A 15939-nucleotide genomic window follows, 5' to 3' on the forward strand; every position below is an offset into this window, starting at 1 on the left:
GTTGATTGAGAAGAATCTAGTTGTGCTAAACCGTTAACGGGCTTTCAATGGAAGTCAGCAGCAGCGAAGCAGCATCCAGCCAGTGAGGAATCCCATGAAGGCTCTCTACAAATCCGGACCGCACGCAGGGTTCGAACTCGTCGACCGTCCCGAGCCGGAAGCCGGTCCGTCCGACGTCAAAATCCGTGTCATGACAACCGGCATCTGCGGCACCGACCTCCACATACAGAGCTGGGATGCCTGGGCCCAAGGCATCATCGAGACCCCGCTCATTGCCGGCCACGAGTTCTACGGCGAAGTGGTGGAAATCGGTGAGGACGTCCGCGACGTCAAGATCGGTGACCGCGTCTCCGGCGAAGGCCACGTGGTCTGCGGGATCTGCCGCAACTGCCGGGCCGGACGCCGCCAGATGTGCATCCACACGGTTTCCGTCGGCGTGCAGCGCGACGGTGCGTTCGCGGAATACGTCGTGATCCCCGAGACGAACGTGTGGGTCCACCACGACGAATCGGTCACGCCCGAACTCGGCGCCATCTTCGATCCCTTCGGCAACGCCGTGCACACTGCGCTGAGCTTCCCGCTGGTTGGTGAAGACGTGCTCATCACGGGCGCGGGACCGATCGGGCTCATGGCCATCGCCGTCGCCCGGCACGCGGGAGCCCGCAAGATCGCCATCACCGACGTCTCCGCACCGCGCCTCGAACTCGCCCGGCAGATGGGCGTGGACCTTGCCGTCGATGTGTCGAAGATGCGCGTCCGCGAGGCACAGCAGGAACTCGGCATGCGCGAGGGCTTTGACATCGGTCTGGAAATGTCGGGACACCCCACGGCCCTGCCTGAGATGATCGACAACATGAACCACGGCGGCCGCATCGCCATGCTCGGCCTTCCCAGCCAGTCCATCGACATCGACTGGGGCAAGGTGGTCACCCACATGCTGACGCTCAAGGGCATCTACGGACGTGAAATGTTCGAGACCTGGTACGCCATGAGCGCCATGCTCTCCTCCAACCCCGCGCTGCACCGCAGCATTTCCGCCGTCGTCACGGACAAGCTGCCCGCAACCGAGTGGGAAAAAGGCTTTGAGATCGCCCGCAACGGCGTGGGCGGCAAAGTGGTCCTCGACTGGACTGAACTGTAAGAACTTTCAGGAGCAAATCAATGTACTCAGCCATCAAAGACCAACTCCAGGGCGAACTCGAGGAGATCCGCAGCGCCGGGCTCTTCAAGACAGAACGCCACATCGACTCCCCGCAGGCGAGCCACATCGCGGCCGGCCAGCTCGGCCAGCCCGCCAGTAAGGTCCTGAATTTCTGTGCCAACAACTACCTGGGCCTGGCCGACCACCCGGACATCATCGCCGCCGCCAAGTCCGCCATGGACGAGCGCGGCTTCGGCATGGCTTCCGTGCGGTTCATTTGCGGCACCCAGGACCTCCACCTGGAACTCGAGTCCCGCGTTTCGGCCTTCCTCGGAACCGAAGACACCATCCTGTTCTCCAGCTGCTTCGATGCCAACGGCGGCGTTTTTGAGTCACTGTTCGGCTCGGACGACGCCATCATCTCGGATTCCCTCAACCACGCTTCCATCATCGATGGCATCCGCCTGAGCAAGGCCAAGCGATTCCGTTACGCCAACCAGGACATGGCTGATCTTGAGGCCAAGCTGGTTGAAGCTGAAGGTTCCCGCCGGAAGATCATCGTCACGGACGGCGTCTTTTCCATGGACGGCTACCTGGCACCGCTCGAAGCCATCTGCGACCTCGCGGAGAAGCACGACGCCTTGGTCATGGTGGACGACTCCCACGCCGTCGGCTTCATGGGCTCCACCGGCGCCGGCACTCCCGAGCACGCCGGCGTTTCCGAGCGCGTTGACATCTACACCGGTACCTTCGGCAAGGCCCTCGGCGGCGCCTCGGGCGGTTACGTGTCCGGTCGCGGCGAGATCGTTGCCATGCTGCGTCAGAAGGCCCGCCCGTACCTCTTCTCCAACTCGCTGGCCCCGGCCATCGTGGCGGCCACCATCAAGGCGATCGAGCTGGTGCAGGAGTCGGGCGAACTCCGCACCCGCCTCTTCGAGAACGCTGCACTCTTCCGCCGCCGCATGAGCGAGGAAGGCTTCGAACTGCTCGACGGCGAGCACGCCATCATCCCGGTGATGTTCGGTGACGCCGTGGTTGCAGCGCGCGTGGCTGACGAGATGCTCCACCACGGCGTCTTCGTCACAGCCTTCAGCTTCCCCGTAGTGCCGAAGGGCGTGGCCCGCATCCGCGTGCAGCTCTCCGCCGCGCACAGCACGGACGACGTCGAAGCGTGCGTCCAGGCGTTCGTCAAGAGTCGCGCCGCGGTCGCCTGACCGCCTAACCCCCAACGCTCTCTCACCAACCCCCCCCCCCCTTTGGGCCCGATCCTCTCTCACGAAACCCCCCTTTGGGCCCGATCCTCTCTCACGAAAGGTCCCTTTGGGCCCGATCCTCTCTCACTCCCTTGAAACAAGTGAGGGTCCGGGGGGAAGCGGGTGTTTGGTAAGAGAGCGTCCGGGGGAAGGGGGTGTTTGGTGAGAGAGCGTTCGGGGGAAGGGGGTGTTTGGTGAGAGAGCGTTCGGGGGGAAGGGGGTGTTTGGTGAGAGGGCGTCCGGGGGAAGGGGGTGTTTGGTGAGAGAGCGTCTGGAAGGATGGAGCCATGGCTTCGAACTATGACGTGGTGATCGTTGGCGGCGGGATTGCCGGGCTTTCCTTGGCTTCGGCCCTGGCGGGGAAGTGCACGGTTGCCCTGGTGGAGGCCGAGCAGTCCCTGGCGTTCCATACCTCGTCCCGTTCGGCCCGGCAGTTGATTCCGAGCTACGGGCCGCCGGTAGTACAGGAGCTGACCGTCCGGACGCTTGACCTCTTGAAGGCCCGGGACGAAAACCTCCCCGAACCGGTCCTGACACCGCGCGGATTCATGCTGGTGGGCGACGAACCGTCGGTCAAGGCCGAAGCGAGCGGCAATATGCACAGCATCACCCATGCCAAGGCACTCCAGCTCTGTCCCGTTCTCAAGCCCGGGTCCTTTACTGCCGCCGGCCTGGACAGTGGCTCGTTCGGCTGCAACGCCCCGCTGTTACTGGAGGACCACCGTCAACAGGCGGAAGCAAAGGGCGTGGACGTCATCACGGGAGCCCGCGTCCACTCCGCCCAACGCATCGGAAGCGGCTGGGAACTGGGCGCCGGCACCGAAGGTTTCCAGTCCGGCGTCGTGGTTAATGCGGCCGGTGCGTGGGCAGATGAGCTGGCCGTCATCAGCGGCGTCGAAAAGCTGGGACTCCAGCCGTACCGCCGGACGGCGGCGATCGTGAACGTCAAGACGCCGCTCGCCCCGCAAACGCCCATGGTCTGCGCCGCGGACGATTCCTTCTATTTCCGTCCGGAAGGCAGCCAGGTGCTCGTGTCACCGTCAGAACACGTGCCCAGCGGCGCCGAAGATGCCAGGCCGTACGCCGGAGATGTGGACAAACTCATCGACACCCTCAACGCCGTAACCACCTTGGGCATCCACTCGGTTGACCGTGCCTGGACGGGCCTGCGGACCGAAGCGGCCGACGGCGTCCCCGTGGTGGGCTTCGACGCCGAGGCCCCCGGCTTCTTCTGGCTGGCCGGCCAAGGAGGCTACGGATTCCAGACGAGTTCAGCGATCGCCGAGCTTGCGGCCGGCCTCATCCTGGGCGAAACAAAAGCCGACAGTCCGGAATCCCGGACAGCGGAGCAGCTCGCGGCGGTCCGCTGGTCCATCCGGCGCTGAACAATAGGGACATGACACCAGCCAGCACACTCATCACCAACATCGGCGAACTGATGACCCAGGACCTGGAGCACAGGGTCCTGAAGGACGCCGCGATCGTGTTCGAAGGCGAGCGCATCTCCTGGATCGGTTCCAGCACCGACGCGCCGGCGGCTGATGAAAGGATCGACGCCGATGGCCGGGCCGTCCTGCCTGGCTGGGTGGATTCGCACTCCCACCTGGTGTTCGCCGGCGACCGCACGGCCGAGTTCGAGGCCCGGATGGCGGGGGAGAGCTACAGCGCGGGCGGCATCGCCGTGACCACGGGCGCCACGCGGAGCGTCAGCGACGAGGAGCTGACCCGGCTGGTCAAGGGGCGCGTGGAAGAAGCACTCTCGCAGGGCACCACGTACCTGGAAAGCAAGACCGGGTACGGCCTGGACGTTGAGAATGAGGCCCGGAGCGCCCGGATTGCGGCGGAGTTGGTGGACGAGGTGACCTACCTCGGCGCACACCTGGTCCCTGCCGGAGTGGACCCGGAGGAGTACACGGACCTGGTCTGCGGTGAAATGCTCGACGCCGTCCTGCCGCATGTCCGCTGGGCGGATGTCTTCTGCGAGACCGGTGCCTTCAACGAGGACCAGTCCCGCCGGGTCCTCAAAGCTGCGAAGGACGCCGGACTGGGGCTTCGCGTGCATGGAAACCAGCTGGGCGAGGGCCCGGGCGTTGCACTGGCCGTGGAGTTTGGCGCCGCGAGCGTGGACCACGTGAACTATCTTTCGGACCAGGACATTCGGGCGCTCGCAGGGACTTGGTCAGGATGGGATGCCAAAGCCGGCGCCGGCACGAAGGGCACGGTCGCCACGTGCCTGCCCGCCTGCGATCTCTCCACCCGCCAACCCTTGGCCCCTGGCCGGGAGCTGATCGACGCCGGTGTCCAGATAGCGCTCGCCGCCAACTGCAACCCCGGTACGTCCTACACGAGTTCCATCGCCTTTTGCGTAACGACGGCGGTCCTCCAGATGCGCTTGAGCGTCCACGAAGCCGTCCGCGCGGCGACGTACGGCGGCGCCTTGGCACTGGGCCGGGAGTCCGGGAACGACGTCGACGGCGAACGGGCGGTGGGCTCGCTCGCCGTCGGTCATCGCGCGGACCTGCACATGCTCAAGGCGCCGTCAGCTACGCACCTGGCCTACCGGCCGGGAATTCCGCTCACGCATTCGGTGTGGCGGGCCGGCCGGCAGGCTTTCTAGGAGCAGGGGCCAGCCTACTGGCAGGCTTTCTAGGAGCAGGGGCCAGCCTACTGGCAGGTGAACTTTGCGTCTGCCCAGTCGGCGTGGTCGTTGCCGTTCCCGTCTCCGGAATCGTTCGCCACGAGGTCCACGTACTGGGCTCCCGTGATGTCCACGTTCAGTGGCAGGGGAGCGCTGGTGGGGCCGAGGACTGGCGTGGCTACTTTGGCTGTACCGTCTGCCACCACGGAGAACTTGACGCTTCCGCGGGTTGGCTGGGCGTCGTCGATTCCAACGGTGGCGTTGAAAGCGGTGCAGCGGCCGCCAAGGAAGTAACGGATGGTGCTGTTGGCATGGGCGCCGAGTCCCTTGGCGAAGACTGTTCCGTTCAGCGTCAGGGGCTTGCCGTCGCCGGCGCCCTGCTCTCCGTTGGACATGTCTTTCTCCACCGGTCCCCAGCCATTCGTTGCGGTGACCCAGGGGTGGTCGCTCGCGTAGACGGTGGCCTGCGGTGGTTTGGGAAGTGTCCGGATGCTTGCCGTGGTGCTGATGGTCCGGCTGCCCGTGGGTTCCGTGGTGGTGGTGTACTTGGCCGTCGCCGTGATGGGGTAATCGCCGTCCGCCGAAGCGGGGGCAGTGACTTTCCAGGTGGTGGCGAGACTTCCACCGGCGGCCAGGGTGCCAGAGGTGGCAGGCGTGGCTGGCGTCGCCGTCCAGCCTTCGGGGAGGGCGAGTTCCACGGACACATCCTTGATGGCCGCGGGCTCGTCGGACACGAACGTGGTTACGAAGTCCTGTGCCTTGCCCTGCTGGACCACATCGCCCTGAAGTTCGGCGGAGAGCTGGGCGCACGCCGGGACAGCTTCAGAAGAACCGAGGTCTTCCACCAGGAGGTTGTCCAGGGTGAAGTCGGAGCCGTTGGCGCTGCCGGTCCTTTGCAGGCCAACAAAGTAATCGCCGCAGAAGCCCGTATCGAAGAGCTGCTCAAACCGCGTGGTCGAGGTCTTGGCGTCGACCGGCTGGCTGCCCGTCACCGCCGGTCCGGCCGCGGAGTCGTAACCCGAAACCCAGGCGTACTGCCCGGCCTTGGAGTTCTGGTAATCGAACGACACCCTGTACTTGTGTCCGGCCTTGAACGGAACTGTCGCCTCGGTGGTGCGGTACACCATCCCGGGTCCTCCGTTGGGTGCAAGGTTCTCGTCGTGGGCGATCAACGACCACGTGCCGTCCAACACCTCATCGATCACGTTGGTGTTCCAGCCCTTCTGCGTGAAGGGTTCGTTGCGTTCGGTGATGTGCGTCCGGGGATCGGTGGATCCTCCGGCGTTGCCTTTCACGAACGGTCCCCAGCCCTGGTCAACGTTTTCGAAGTCCTCGCTGAGCACGCCGGTGGTTGCCACCCGGGCGGTCTTCACCGCCCGGAAGTCGTCCACGCGTACTGTAGCGTCGCCGTCGTCCGCTTTGAGGGTGACAGTTGCCTTCGTGTTGTTGCCCGGCACGTCCACCAGTACTCGAACCCGCTGGAACGCGGTGCCGTGCTTCTCGTCGCCGGCCACATAGTTTTCGGCGTTGGAGGAATCGATGGTGACACTTTCGGTCTTGCCATCGACGGTGACGGAAAGGGTGGTGGGCCGTGTTTTGCCTGGCTGGATTTCCAGCCACGCGCTGACCGACTGCGTACCGGCGTCGAGCTTTACGTCCTGGCTGATTGACGACGGCGACGCGCCCAGCTGTGCGAAGCGGCGGCCCTTCTCGTCGCGCACCTGGGTGACGTTTCCGCTGGGATTCCAGCCCGCAAGGTCGCCGCCGTTGAATCCGGGATCCTTGAACGGGGTTCCCGAACCGAAGGAAGCGTTCTTCGGAAGCGTGTTGTTCTTCGCCGTCAGAACGTAGGGCTGTTTGGCGTCTGCGGTGACGGTGACTTGTCCGTTGACCACCGGAACATCGGCCACCTTCACGCGTCCGTTGTCCGTGAGTTTGAACAGCTCCAGGGACGTGGCCTTTGCGAAGTCAGTGGTCAGTGTCCACGTGGTGGAGCCGCCCGCGGGGTTGTAGTGGTAGAGCTTGTCCAGGGTGTTGTTTTCCTTGGAGGACCACGGCAGGAGGTAGGTGCCGCCGGAGAGGACGGATGCTCCACCTACGGTGATGTTGCGCGCTTCGGCGGTGTTGCCCGTCACCGATACCCCATCCGCGAGGTCGATGCGGTCCGCGGTCCACTTGGTGATCGGGTGGTGCTGGAGGAACTTGGCCGGCAGGTTGGAGGTCCAGATGTTCTCGCTGAACGCGTTGAAGTCGTTCTGGCCGGTCCAGCCTTCGAACTCGACGATGTGGCTCACGCCGAGCTTGGGGTCCGGGTTCCACACATCCGATTGGCTGTTGTTGATGAAGCGCAGGATCTGGGAATTGATGCCCTTGTTGGTGGAGCCGCCGTACTTCTCATCGTTGGCCCAGTGCGACCATGTGTTGTTCCGGGAGAGATGGTCGGCCCACTCGGAACCTACGCGGAAGCCGTTCTTGACCAGTTCCTGCTGCAAGCGCTCGGCAAGCCAGCCGTACTCGTAATAGACGTCCACGTAGACGAAGTCCAGGTTCTTGTCCGTGGCCTGGCGTAGTTCCTTGATCCGCTGTGCGAGCTTGCCCGAATTAAGGTCCTGCCGCTGGTTGATGTAGTACGACTGGTCCAGCCAGTTCCAGCCCAGTGCCTTGTCCGCCCTGAGCAGGTCCTCGCTGAAGGACTTGGCCTCGGGGTAGATCTCGGTGGCGTTGATGTGGACACCGAAGCTGGCGTTCCAGTCCTTGCCTTCCTTGACCAGGGCATTGAGGTCTTCCAGACCGCCGGCACGGGTGTTGAAGTTGTTGCCGTAATCGGTGTTGGCAGAGTCGTGGCCCTCGCTCGTGTAGCCCTTGAGCATGGCCACTTGACCCAGCCCGTCCGTTGCCAGGGAGATCCGCTTGACGTCGTCCAGGGTCCGGAGGAACGGATGGGTGGCCTGCGATGCGAAGTTGAACGGGATGTGGGTGATCACGTTGTCCGGGGTCTGTTCGCCTTTGTTGGCGCTGACCTGGATGGAACGCATGGCGATCGCCGCGTCCTGCCAATCCACGGAGCCGTCGGCGTTGGCATCGGTGGTGATGGCCACGCGGGTCCATGGCAATTCTTCCGTGGTGCTTGAACCCTCGGCCCGGTAGAGCCATTGGCCGCTCGCGATCCCCATGGAGACCCCGCCCGATCCGTTGGATACCGCTTGCCGCCAGAACCGGCCCCGGTCCTTGGAACCCGGCCCGGACGAGGTGTCATAGAGGGCGTTGGATTCCAGCGCTGCGCCCAGGACGGACGTGTTGGCCAGGGCGTAGGCAGAGCTCTTGGCTGAGGCATCCACGGGCGTCCCAGGGGTGATGGGCGTGAACTCATCTCCAGTGACGCTGCGGTCCACGGAAAGGTTGGCCGTGGACACCTGGGCTCCGGGCTGCGTGGAATCCACCGAGACAAGGTTGAGGCGGGGGAGTTGCAACGTCCTGACCAGGAATTCCGGGGAATCCTTGATCTCGGTGACGTTGAAGGAGACCACGTTTTTCTTCACGGACAGGCGGGCCTTGATAGTGGCATTGCCGAAGGCGGGAACGGACAGGACGTAGTCGATGGTGTCCTTGCCCGAGGTGGTGGACGTGCCGTTGACCTCGTATTCGGTGCCGTTGATGGTGATGGTTGCGAGCCGGGCAGCAGTGCCATTGAGTGACGCCTTGGTGGCTGCATCGGTGTAGGTGAGGGCCTGGGGGAACGTGGTGGACACGGCAACGCTGAGCTGGCCGGATTGCAAGGTGGCCGTACCGGGTGCGTCCGTTACGGCGGCCGCGGGGGTGGGATGCAGGGCCAGTAGGCCAAGCGATGATGAGGCGACGATGCACGCCAAACTTAGCGAAAGCATGCGTCTGGGGGATGACAAGCGGGGCATTTTGCTCCTTCTTGATTCTTCCGAGCGAGTAACAATCATGTTCTTGCGGACAGGACAAGCCTCATGCATCGGACAGAAGTTGACAAGAGTTAACGGAATATTAGCCAAATCGCACAACTTGTCACATGATCGATCGCGTGAGCGGAGGGAGTGGAGACGTGGGCGGAATCCGGCGATTTCCTGAAGTGAGTGATCCTTGTGAGATTGAAAATGATCGTTTAGTGTTTTTATAGATCAGAAAACGTCATTGCATGAGCGGGAACGGAACAAACGATGAGCAGCAACACCCTGGGTGCCTTCATGGAAGAAGAACTCGAATCACAGCCCGACGTCTGGCAGCGTGCCATCGAGCAGTCCGCGGCCGAAAACCTGCTTCCGGCGGACGGTCAGCGGGTCGCCGTGATTGGCTGCGGCACCTCGTGGTTCATGGCCCAAAGCTACGCGGCGGCCCGGGAATCCGCTGGAAAGGGTGTCACTGATGCGTTCGCAGCTTCGGAGGCTTTCCTGAACAACAACAGCCCGGAACGGCAATACGACGCCGTCGTGGCGATCACCCGTTCCGGCACCACCACTGAGGTGCTCGAGATCCTGGCCGCCCTGAAGGGCATCGTCCCCACTGTCGCGATCATCGGGGACACCTCGTCCCCGATAGTGGACCTGGCTGATGCGGTGATCGGGCTGCCCTATGCCGACGAGCGCTCCGTGGTGCAGACCCGGTTCGCCACTACTGCCCTGGTGTACTTGCTGAGCAGCTTGGGGATCGACCTGAACACCGCGATCGCCGATGCCCGCAGTGCCGTGACCGCTCCCGTGGCGCAGGAACTCCTCGACGCCGAGCAGTTCAGCTTCCTCGGCACCGGCTGGACCGTAGGGCTGGCCCACGAAGCCGGGCTCAAGATGCGCGAGGCCGTGCAGGGCTGGACCGAGTCCTACCCCGCCATGGAATACCGCCATGGTCCCATCTCCATCGCAGCGCCCGGCCGCGTGACGTGGCTCTTCGGCGACCAGCCCGAGGGCCTGGACCAGGACATGGCCGTCACCGGGGCCCTCTACATCCACACGGACAAGCACCCCCTCGCGGAACTGGCACGCGTGCACAAGGTCACGCTGGAACGCGCCCGGGTCCGCGGGCTGAATCCTGACCTGCCCCGCAATCTGACGCGCTCCGTCATCCTCGACGCTTCCGCCTAGGCCGCGGCCATGGTCCTCGGAACCGCAGCCGCAGCCGTCCTGGCTTTCGATGTTGGCGGCACGGACGTCAAAGCGGGCCTCGTGGACGCCCAGGGAAACGTCCTGGGCATGCGTCGGGTACCCACACCCCTGGACAGCGCACGCCCGGGCGAAGCTGTCCTCGACCGGCTGGCCGAATTGGCTGATCAACTTGCCACGGAATTTCCCCATGTCCCGGCAAAGGCCGCGGGAATCATCGTCCCTGGCATCGTGGACTCCGTGGAGGGCATCGGCGTGTACTCGGCGAACCTTGGCTGGCGTGACTTTCCGTTCACCGTCGAGGCGGAAAAGCGCCTGGGACTGCCGGTCGCGTTCGACCACGACGTTCGTTCGGCCGCCGCCGTGGAACACCGTTTTGGCGCCTCCCACCAGTTGAATGAGGTAGTGGTCATGGTGGTGGGGACCGGAATCGCCGCCGCGGTCTTCTCCGGCGGCAAAGCCGTCACCGCCGGAGGTTTTGCCGGGGAACTCGGCCACGCCCAGGTTCCGGATCCGGCCACCGGTGGTGTGACCATCCTCGAGGCGATTGGTTCCGCCGGTGCCATCACCCGGCGGTATAACGCGCAGTCTCCAGACCCCGTGGGCGGCGCGAGAGAAGTCCTGGTTCGGGCCCGCGGGGGAGAACCCCTCGCGGCCCGGACCTGGCAGGAGGCCGTGGATGCCTTGGCTTTTACTATCTGCCAGTGCGTCAACATCATCGGAACCGAGGCTGTGGTCATTGGGGGCGGCCTCGCCGAAGCTGGAGACGAACTGCTGGAGCCGCTGCGCCAAAAGGTAGACCACGCCCTGGACTTCCAACGCCGGCCCCGCATCATCAAGGCGCAGCTCGGCCAAGACGCTGGCCTTCTCGGGGCGGCCCTCAACGCACGCGCCCTTCTGGACCGCAGCCTCGTGGGAGGGGCACAGTGAACCGCATCGTCACCGTCACGCCCAACCCGGCCATCGACATGACCTACACCGTCCACGGCATCACCGAAGGCGCAAGCCACCGCGTTGCCACACCGCTGAGCCGCGCCGGTGGCAAAGGACTCAATGTTGCCCGGGTGGCCCATCAGGTGGGACATCCGGTCTTGGCCGTCGCCCCGACAGGCGGTGCTGCGGGCCAAACGCTCGCTGCAGAGCTTTGGACCAGCGGTGTACCGCACAAGCTGGTCAACGTCGCCGCGGAAACCCGCCGCAGCATTGCGCTCGTTGACACCGTCGCCGGGGAGACCTCCATCTTCAACGAGGAAGGCCAGGCCCTCCTGCCGGATGATTGGCGCTCACTGACCGCCGCCGTCGTGCGTGCCGTCCAAGGCGGTGACGGCCACGGCCCTGCCGCCGTGCTGGTCGGTTCGGGCAGCTTGCCGCCCGGCGCACCCGAGGATTTCTACCCGTCGCTGGTGCGGACAGCGCACGACGCCGGCATCCCGGCGATCATCGACACCTCCGGTCCGGCGATGATCGCCGCAGCCCGGGCAGGGGCCGATGTCCTCAAACCGAACCACCATGAACTTGCCGAAGCGACGGGGGAGGAGAGCCTCGAAGCCGCAGCGCTTTCGTTGATCGCCTTGGGTGCCAGGACTGTGCTGGTGAGCGCCGGCGCTGAAGGGATGCTCGCCTTCGACCACGCCACCCCTGGCGGCTACTGGAGCGCCCGGCTGCCGGCTCCCCTCAGCGGGAACCCCACCGGAGCTGGCGACGCCGGTGTGGCGGCTGCCGCCGTCGCGCTTGCCCAAGGCGTTACTGAACCGCGCGAGCTCCTCAAACGAGCCACGGCCTGGTCTGCGGCCGCAGTGCTGATGCCGGCCGCCGGTGAAATCTCACCCCGCTACAAGGAACTTGAACAACAACTGATCGTGACCTGGAAGGAGACCCGGTGACCCTGGTCAACACGCGGGAACTCATGGACAAGGCCGCAGCCAACGGAATAGGCCAAGGGGCTTTCAATGTCATCCATGTGGAAACAGCCGAGGGGCTGGTGGCCGGCGCCGAAGCTGCCGGAGTTCCGCTGATCCTGCAGATTTCCGAGAACTGCGCCAAGTACCACGGCGGCCTCGAACCGATCGGCCTCGCCGCCTTGGCGATCGCCCGGGATGCCTCCGTGCCCGTTGCCGTCCATCTGGACCACGCCGAATCCGAAGACCTGGCGCTGGCCGCCGTCGATCTCGGCTTTGGCTCCGTCATGTACGACGGCGCCCACTTGCCCTACGACTGGAACGTCGAAGTTACCCGGCGCGTGGCGCGGTACGCGCATGAGCGTGGCGTGTACGTTGAAGCCGAACTCGGCAAAGTCGGCGGCAAGGACGGCGCACACGCGCCCGGTGTCCGCACCGACCCCACCGAGGCAGCAGCCTTCGTCGAAGCAACCGGCGTGGATGCGCTCGCCGTGGCTGTCGGTTCGTCACACGCCATGACCGAACGCAGCGCCGCGCTGGACCTGCACCTGATCACCCGGCTCAAGTCCGCCGTCGGGAAACCTCTGGTCCTCCACGGTTCCTCCGGCGTCACAGACGAGGTGCTCGTAGCCGCAATCGGGGCCGGTATGACTAAGATCAACGTATCCACACATTTGAACGGGTTCTTTACCCGCGCCGTCCGTGAGTACCTCGATGCCAACCCTGCAGTGGTGGATTCCCGGAAGTACCTCAAGGCCGGCCGGGACGCCCTGGTGCTGGAATCTGCACGTATGCTGACGCTGTTCGCCAAAGCGAAATAGCAGGATCGACGCGAAAGGCTTGTCATGACCCGCACCGATCGGCTGACCGCCATCCTGGACCTCCTGGCCGAATCCGGCCACGTGGAAGTCGAGGACATCGTGACGCGGCTCGGCGTGTCACCCGCAACGGCCCGTCGCGACCTGGACAGCCTCGCCAAACAGCGTCTGCTCAGCCGGACCCGTGGTGGCGCCACCACTGGATCCGTGGCTTATGACCTGCCCGGCCGCTACAACCGCGACGACCACGCCGAGGCCAAACAGGAGATCGCGCAGGCTGCGTCATCGCTGATCCGTCCAGGAGCGGTGATCGGCCTCAGTGGCGGAACCACCAACACCGCATTGGCCCAGTTGCTGTCCACCCGCGAAGACCTGAACGCGCCGTCCAACAGGCCAACTCTCACCGTGGTCACCAACGCCATCAACATTGCCTCACAGCTTGCCGTGCGTCCCAACATCAAGATCATGGTCACCGGTGGCATCCTGAACCCCCGCTCCTACGAACTCGTGGGGCCCTACACGGACGTCATCATGCAGAAGGTTGCGCTGGACATTGCGTTCATCGGCGTCAACGGCGTGGATCCCGACCTTGGCCCCACCATCACGGATGAGGGCGAGGCCATGGTGAACACCGTGATGGCCCGCCGGGCCACCGAATCCTATGTGGTTGCCGATTCCTCCAAGGTAGGACGGCGCTCCTTCGCGGCCATGGCTGGTTATGAGTTCCGGCACCTGATTACGGACGCCGGGATCACGCCGGAGGACAGGGCCGCTTTCGAAGCCAAGGGCACGGAAGTCATCGTGGCGCCCGCAGGGATTACTGCCTAGCTCCGTCAGAACCGCATCGGGGGAGCATCGAGCACGGAATCGTCCACGTTCCGGGGCACCCACTGGCTGAAGGGCTCATCCAACACGTACTGCTCGTCAGCGGTCCGGATCAGCGTCCGGAGTTCGGCGTTGCCCGGGTTGTTCAGCGACTCGAAGTACTCCACCGTCCAGTGGAACCAGCGCATGCAGAACAGTCGCATGGTGAGTCCGTGCGTGACCAACAGGGCGTTGGGTGCGTACGTCGGCTTTTCCCAGTGCCGATACAGCGTTTCCATGAAGGACGAGACGCGGTCGTAGACATCCGAACCGGACTCGCCTTCCCGGAAACGATAGAAGAAGTGGCCGTAAAGATTGCGCAGCTCCTTTTGGTCCTCGATGTCCCCGGCAATCTGGAAGTTGGCCCAGTCCTGTTCCCTGAGCCGGGGCTCCTCGATGACGCGTTCGATCAGTGGGCCGAGGTTCATGGCTTCGAGTGTCTGGTAGGCACGTAAGTACGGCGAGACGTAGACGCATACCTGCTCTCCGTCGAGCTTGCGTCGCAGGCGTTCCCCGGCAGCCCGCGCTTCTTCAACGCCTTTCGCTGTCAAGGGAATGCGGTAGTCGGGCACTCGATTGTAGATGGAGGTGTCCGCATTCGCTGCGGACTGGCCGTGCCTGACCATGAAGATTCTGCCGGGAGCGCTCATCCCACCAAGCATAGGGTTCCTCCAAGGAACTGCAGGCAAGATAGGAACATGCTCGTAGCCTCCCGTCGCCGCCTGCGCGCCGAAGTCCTGATTGTGCTTGGCCTCTCGCTGGGCCAATCCGCTGTCTATTCGGTGGTGCAGCTCCTGGACAAATTGACCCGCGCTCCCTTGTCCGAGGCGACGTCAACCCTCAACAGGTCCCAAAGCACGCGGGAGTACTTCGACCTCACGTACCAATTGCTGGACATCCTGTTCGCCTTGGTTCCCGTGGTCCTGGTGTTCTATTTCCTGTCCCTGCACGCGCCCGGGGGGTCGGCGTTCGCCCGGCTCGGCTTCAACTTCGCCCGGCCGGGCAAGGACGCGGTGCAGGGACTCGGCCTCGCGGCGGCGATCGGCATTCCGTCGCTGGGCCTGTACGCCGTGGGCCGCGCATTGGGGATCACCACGGCGATTGTGCCCAGCGGACTTGATGCGTATTGGTGGACCGTGCCTGTGTTGGTTCTTTCGGCCATCCGCCACGCGATCGTCGAGGAAGTGATCGTGGTGGGCTACCTCCTGGACCGGTTCGGCAAGTTCGGCTGGAGCACCCCGGTAGCGATCGTCGCCAGCGCAGTCCTGCGCGGAAGCTACCACCTCTACCAAGGGTTCGGTCCCTTCATCGGCAACGTCGTGATGGGCCTGGTGTTCGCGTGGATCTACACCAGGACCAAGCGCGTGATGCCCCTGGTGATTGCCCACGCCTTGTTGGACATCGTGGCCTTTGTGGGCTTCAGTCTGTTCGGCAAGTCGGTAGGCTTGGGCTAGTGCCCCAGTTGTGCGGGCGTGGGCTTAAAGGTATTCGGCCGCCATCTGCAGGTGACGTCATTGGCACCCGCTGATGGCGGCCGAAGTTTATTGCAGGGTGCGTCAGATAGTGACGGCGCCCGAGGCGGTTTCGAAGGTCACGGACATGATGCCGGGCGTACCGTGGGGAGCCATCCACTGGACAGCAACGTCCTCAAGCGGCTTCTCCACGGGTTCGCCCAACCATTCGGTGACGCGTTCCGCCGAGCCCGCGATGGTGAGGCTGGACATCTTGACGTCGCTCTCGTAAACCTTGGACGGGTGCAGGCCGGGATCTCCTTCCCACTTGAGCAAGTACGGAACCTGCGGATCCGCGATCAAGCCGAGAATACCGATCTGCTGCCATACGAGTTCGCGGCCGTCCGGGAACTTACGGTTGCCCGGTACTGCAGCACGGCCCAGGCGTTCTTCGAACGGAGCGAGGTCGTCAACGGCGACGCACCAGCCCATCCAACCGCCGCCGGCCGCCGAGCGTGCCCGGACTGCCTGGCCGAAGGGTGCCTTATCCGAAGCGGGGTGGTCCAAGACCTCCACGACTTCAAGGTATTTGTTGTCCGCAAGGGGAATGATCATGTTCCGGGTACCGAAGCGCGGGTGCACTCCGCCCCGGACTGCGTCCACTCCCAGTGCTGCGGAAATTCGTTCTGTCGTGGCCAGAAGGCCATCTCGTTCACAAGCGTAAGAGACGTGATCCATGCGCATGGCTTCATCTTG

Annotated in this window: 13 protein-coding genes; 10 read left to right on the forward strand and 3 right to left on the reverse strand. The window is 64.3% G+C overall.

What is annotated here, in order from left to right; genetic code table 11:
• Positions 1-94 precede the first annotated feature (94 nt).
• The 4 genes from tdh to hutI all read left to right on the forward strand — a co-directional run bounded on the left by tdh (position 95) and on the right by hutI (position 5011).
• A complete protein-coding gene (gene tdh, locus ACFVSJ_RS01860) occupies positions 95-1141 on the forward strand; it encodes an L-threonine 3-dehydrogenase (RefSeq protein WP_387433695.1) in 1047 nt (348 codons plus the stop codon).
• 20 nt (positions 1142-1161) lie between these two features.
• Entirely contained in the window at positions 1162-2355 is a 1194-nt protein-coding gene (locus ACFVSJ_RS01865; RefSeq protein ID WP_387433697.1) for a glycine C-acetyltransferase, read from the forward strand.
• 326 nt (positions 2356-2681) lie between these two features.
• The gene (locus tag ACFVSJ_RS01870; protein WP_387433699.1) at positions 2682-3779 is read left to right on the forward strand and encodes an NAD(P)/FAD-dependent oxidoreductase; all 1098 of its coding nucleotides are present in this window, start codon (positions 2682-2684) and stop codon (positions 3777-3779) included.
• An 11-nt stretch (positions 3780-3790) separates the two neighbouring features.
• Positions 3791-5011, forward strand: coding sequence for an imidazolonepropionase (hutI, locus tag ACFVSJ_RS01875; RefSeq protein WP_387433702.1), 1221 nt, complete (start codon positions 3791-3793; stop codon positions 5009-5011).
• Between the two features lie 47 nt (positions 5012-5058).
• Here the strand turns inward: hutI and ACFVSJ_RS01880 are convergent, their stop codons facing one another.
• Positions 5059-8943: an endo-alpha-N-acetylgalactosaminidase family protein gene (locus ACFVSJ_RS01880; RefSeq protein ID WP_387433704.1), complete on the reverse strand. Its 3885-nt coding sequence runs from the start codon at positions 8941-8943 to the stop codon at positions 5059-5061.
• 273 nt (positions 8944-9216) lie between these two features.
• Between ACFVSJ_RS01880 and ACFVSJ_RS01885 the strand changes: the two genes are divergently transcribed.
• Genes ACFVSJ_RS01885 through ACFVSJ_RS01905 form a run of 5 tightly spaced genes read left to right on the forward strand, consistent with a single transcriptional unit; the run spans position 9217 to position 13696 of the window.
• Complete coding sequence (locus tag ACFVSJ_RS01885; protein WP_387433706.1) at positions 9217-10134, forward strand: SIS domain-containing protein; 918 nt, start codon at positions 9217-9219, stop codon at positions 10132-10134.
• 9 nt (positions 10135-10143) lie between these two features.
• Positions 10144-11082: an ROK family protein gene (locus ACFVSJ_RS01890; RefSeq protein WP_387433707.1), complete on the forward strand. Its 939-nt coding sequence runs from the start codon at positions 10144-10146 to the stop codon at positions 11080-11082.
• Positions 11079-12035: a 1-phosphofructokinase family hexose kinase gene (locus tag ACFVSJ_RS01895; RefSeq protein ID WP_387433710.1), complete on the forward strand. Its 957-nt coding sequence runs from the start codon at positions 11079-11081 to the stop codon at positions 12033-12035. The genes ACFVSJ_RS01890 and ACFVSJ_RS01895 overlap by 4 nt, the downstream gene beginning before the upstream one ends.
• Complete coding sequence (locus tag ACFVSJ_RS01900) at positions 12032-12871, forward strand: ketose-bisphosphate aldolase (protein ID WP_387433713.1); 840 nt, start codon at positions 12032-12034, stop codon at positions 12869-12871. Before ACFVSJ_RS01895 ends, ACFVSJ_RS01900 begins: the two co-directional genes overlap by 4 nt.
• Positions 12872-12895: 24 nt before the next feature.
• Positions 12896-13696, forward strand: coding sequence for a DeoR/GlpR family DNA-binding transcription regulator (locus ACFVSJ_RS01905; protein WP_387433715.1), 801 nt, complete (start codon positions 12896-12898; stop codon positions 13694-13696).
• Positions 13697-13701: 5 nt separating this feature from the next.
• On the opposite strand, the gene ACFVSJ_RS01910 is transcribed toward ACFVSJ_RS01905, so the two are convergent.
• Entirely contained in the window at positions 13702-14382 is a 681-nt protein-coding gene (locus ACFVSJ_RS01910; protein ID WP_387433717.1) for a histidine phosphatase family protein, read from the reverse strand.
• 48 nt (positions 14383-14430) lie between these two features.
• Between ACFVSJ_RS01910 and ACFVSJ_RS01915 the strand changes: the two genes are divergently transcribed.
• Positions 14431-15186: a CPBP family intramembrane glutamic endopeptidase gene (locus ACFVSJ_RS01915; protein WP_387433719.1), complete on the forward strand. Its 756-nt coding sequence runs from the start codon at positions 14431-14433 to the stop codon at positions 15184-15186.
• 102 nt (positions 15187-15288) lie between these two features.
• Here the strand turns inward: ACFVSJ_RS01915 and ACFVSJ_RS01920 are convergent, their stop codons facing one another.
• Positions 15289-15927 carry a VOC family protein gene (locus ACFVSJ_RS01920; RefSeq protein WP_387433721.1) on the reverse strand — a complete coding sequence of 213 codons (639 nt, stop codon included), beginning with the start codon at positions 15925-15927 and terminating at the stop codon, positions 15289-15291.
• Between the last annotated feature and the right edge of the window lie 12 nt (positions 15928-15939).

Source organism: Paenarthrobacter sp. NPDC058040 (genome assembly GCF_042885775.1).
Lineage (GTDB): Bacteria > Actinomycetota > Actinomycetes > Actinomycetales > Micrococcaceae > Arthrobacter.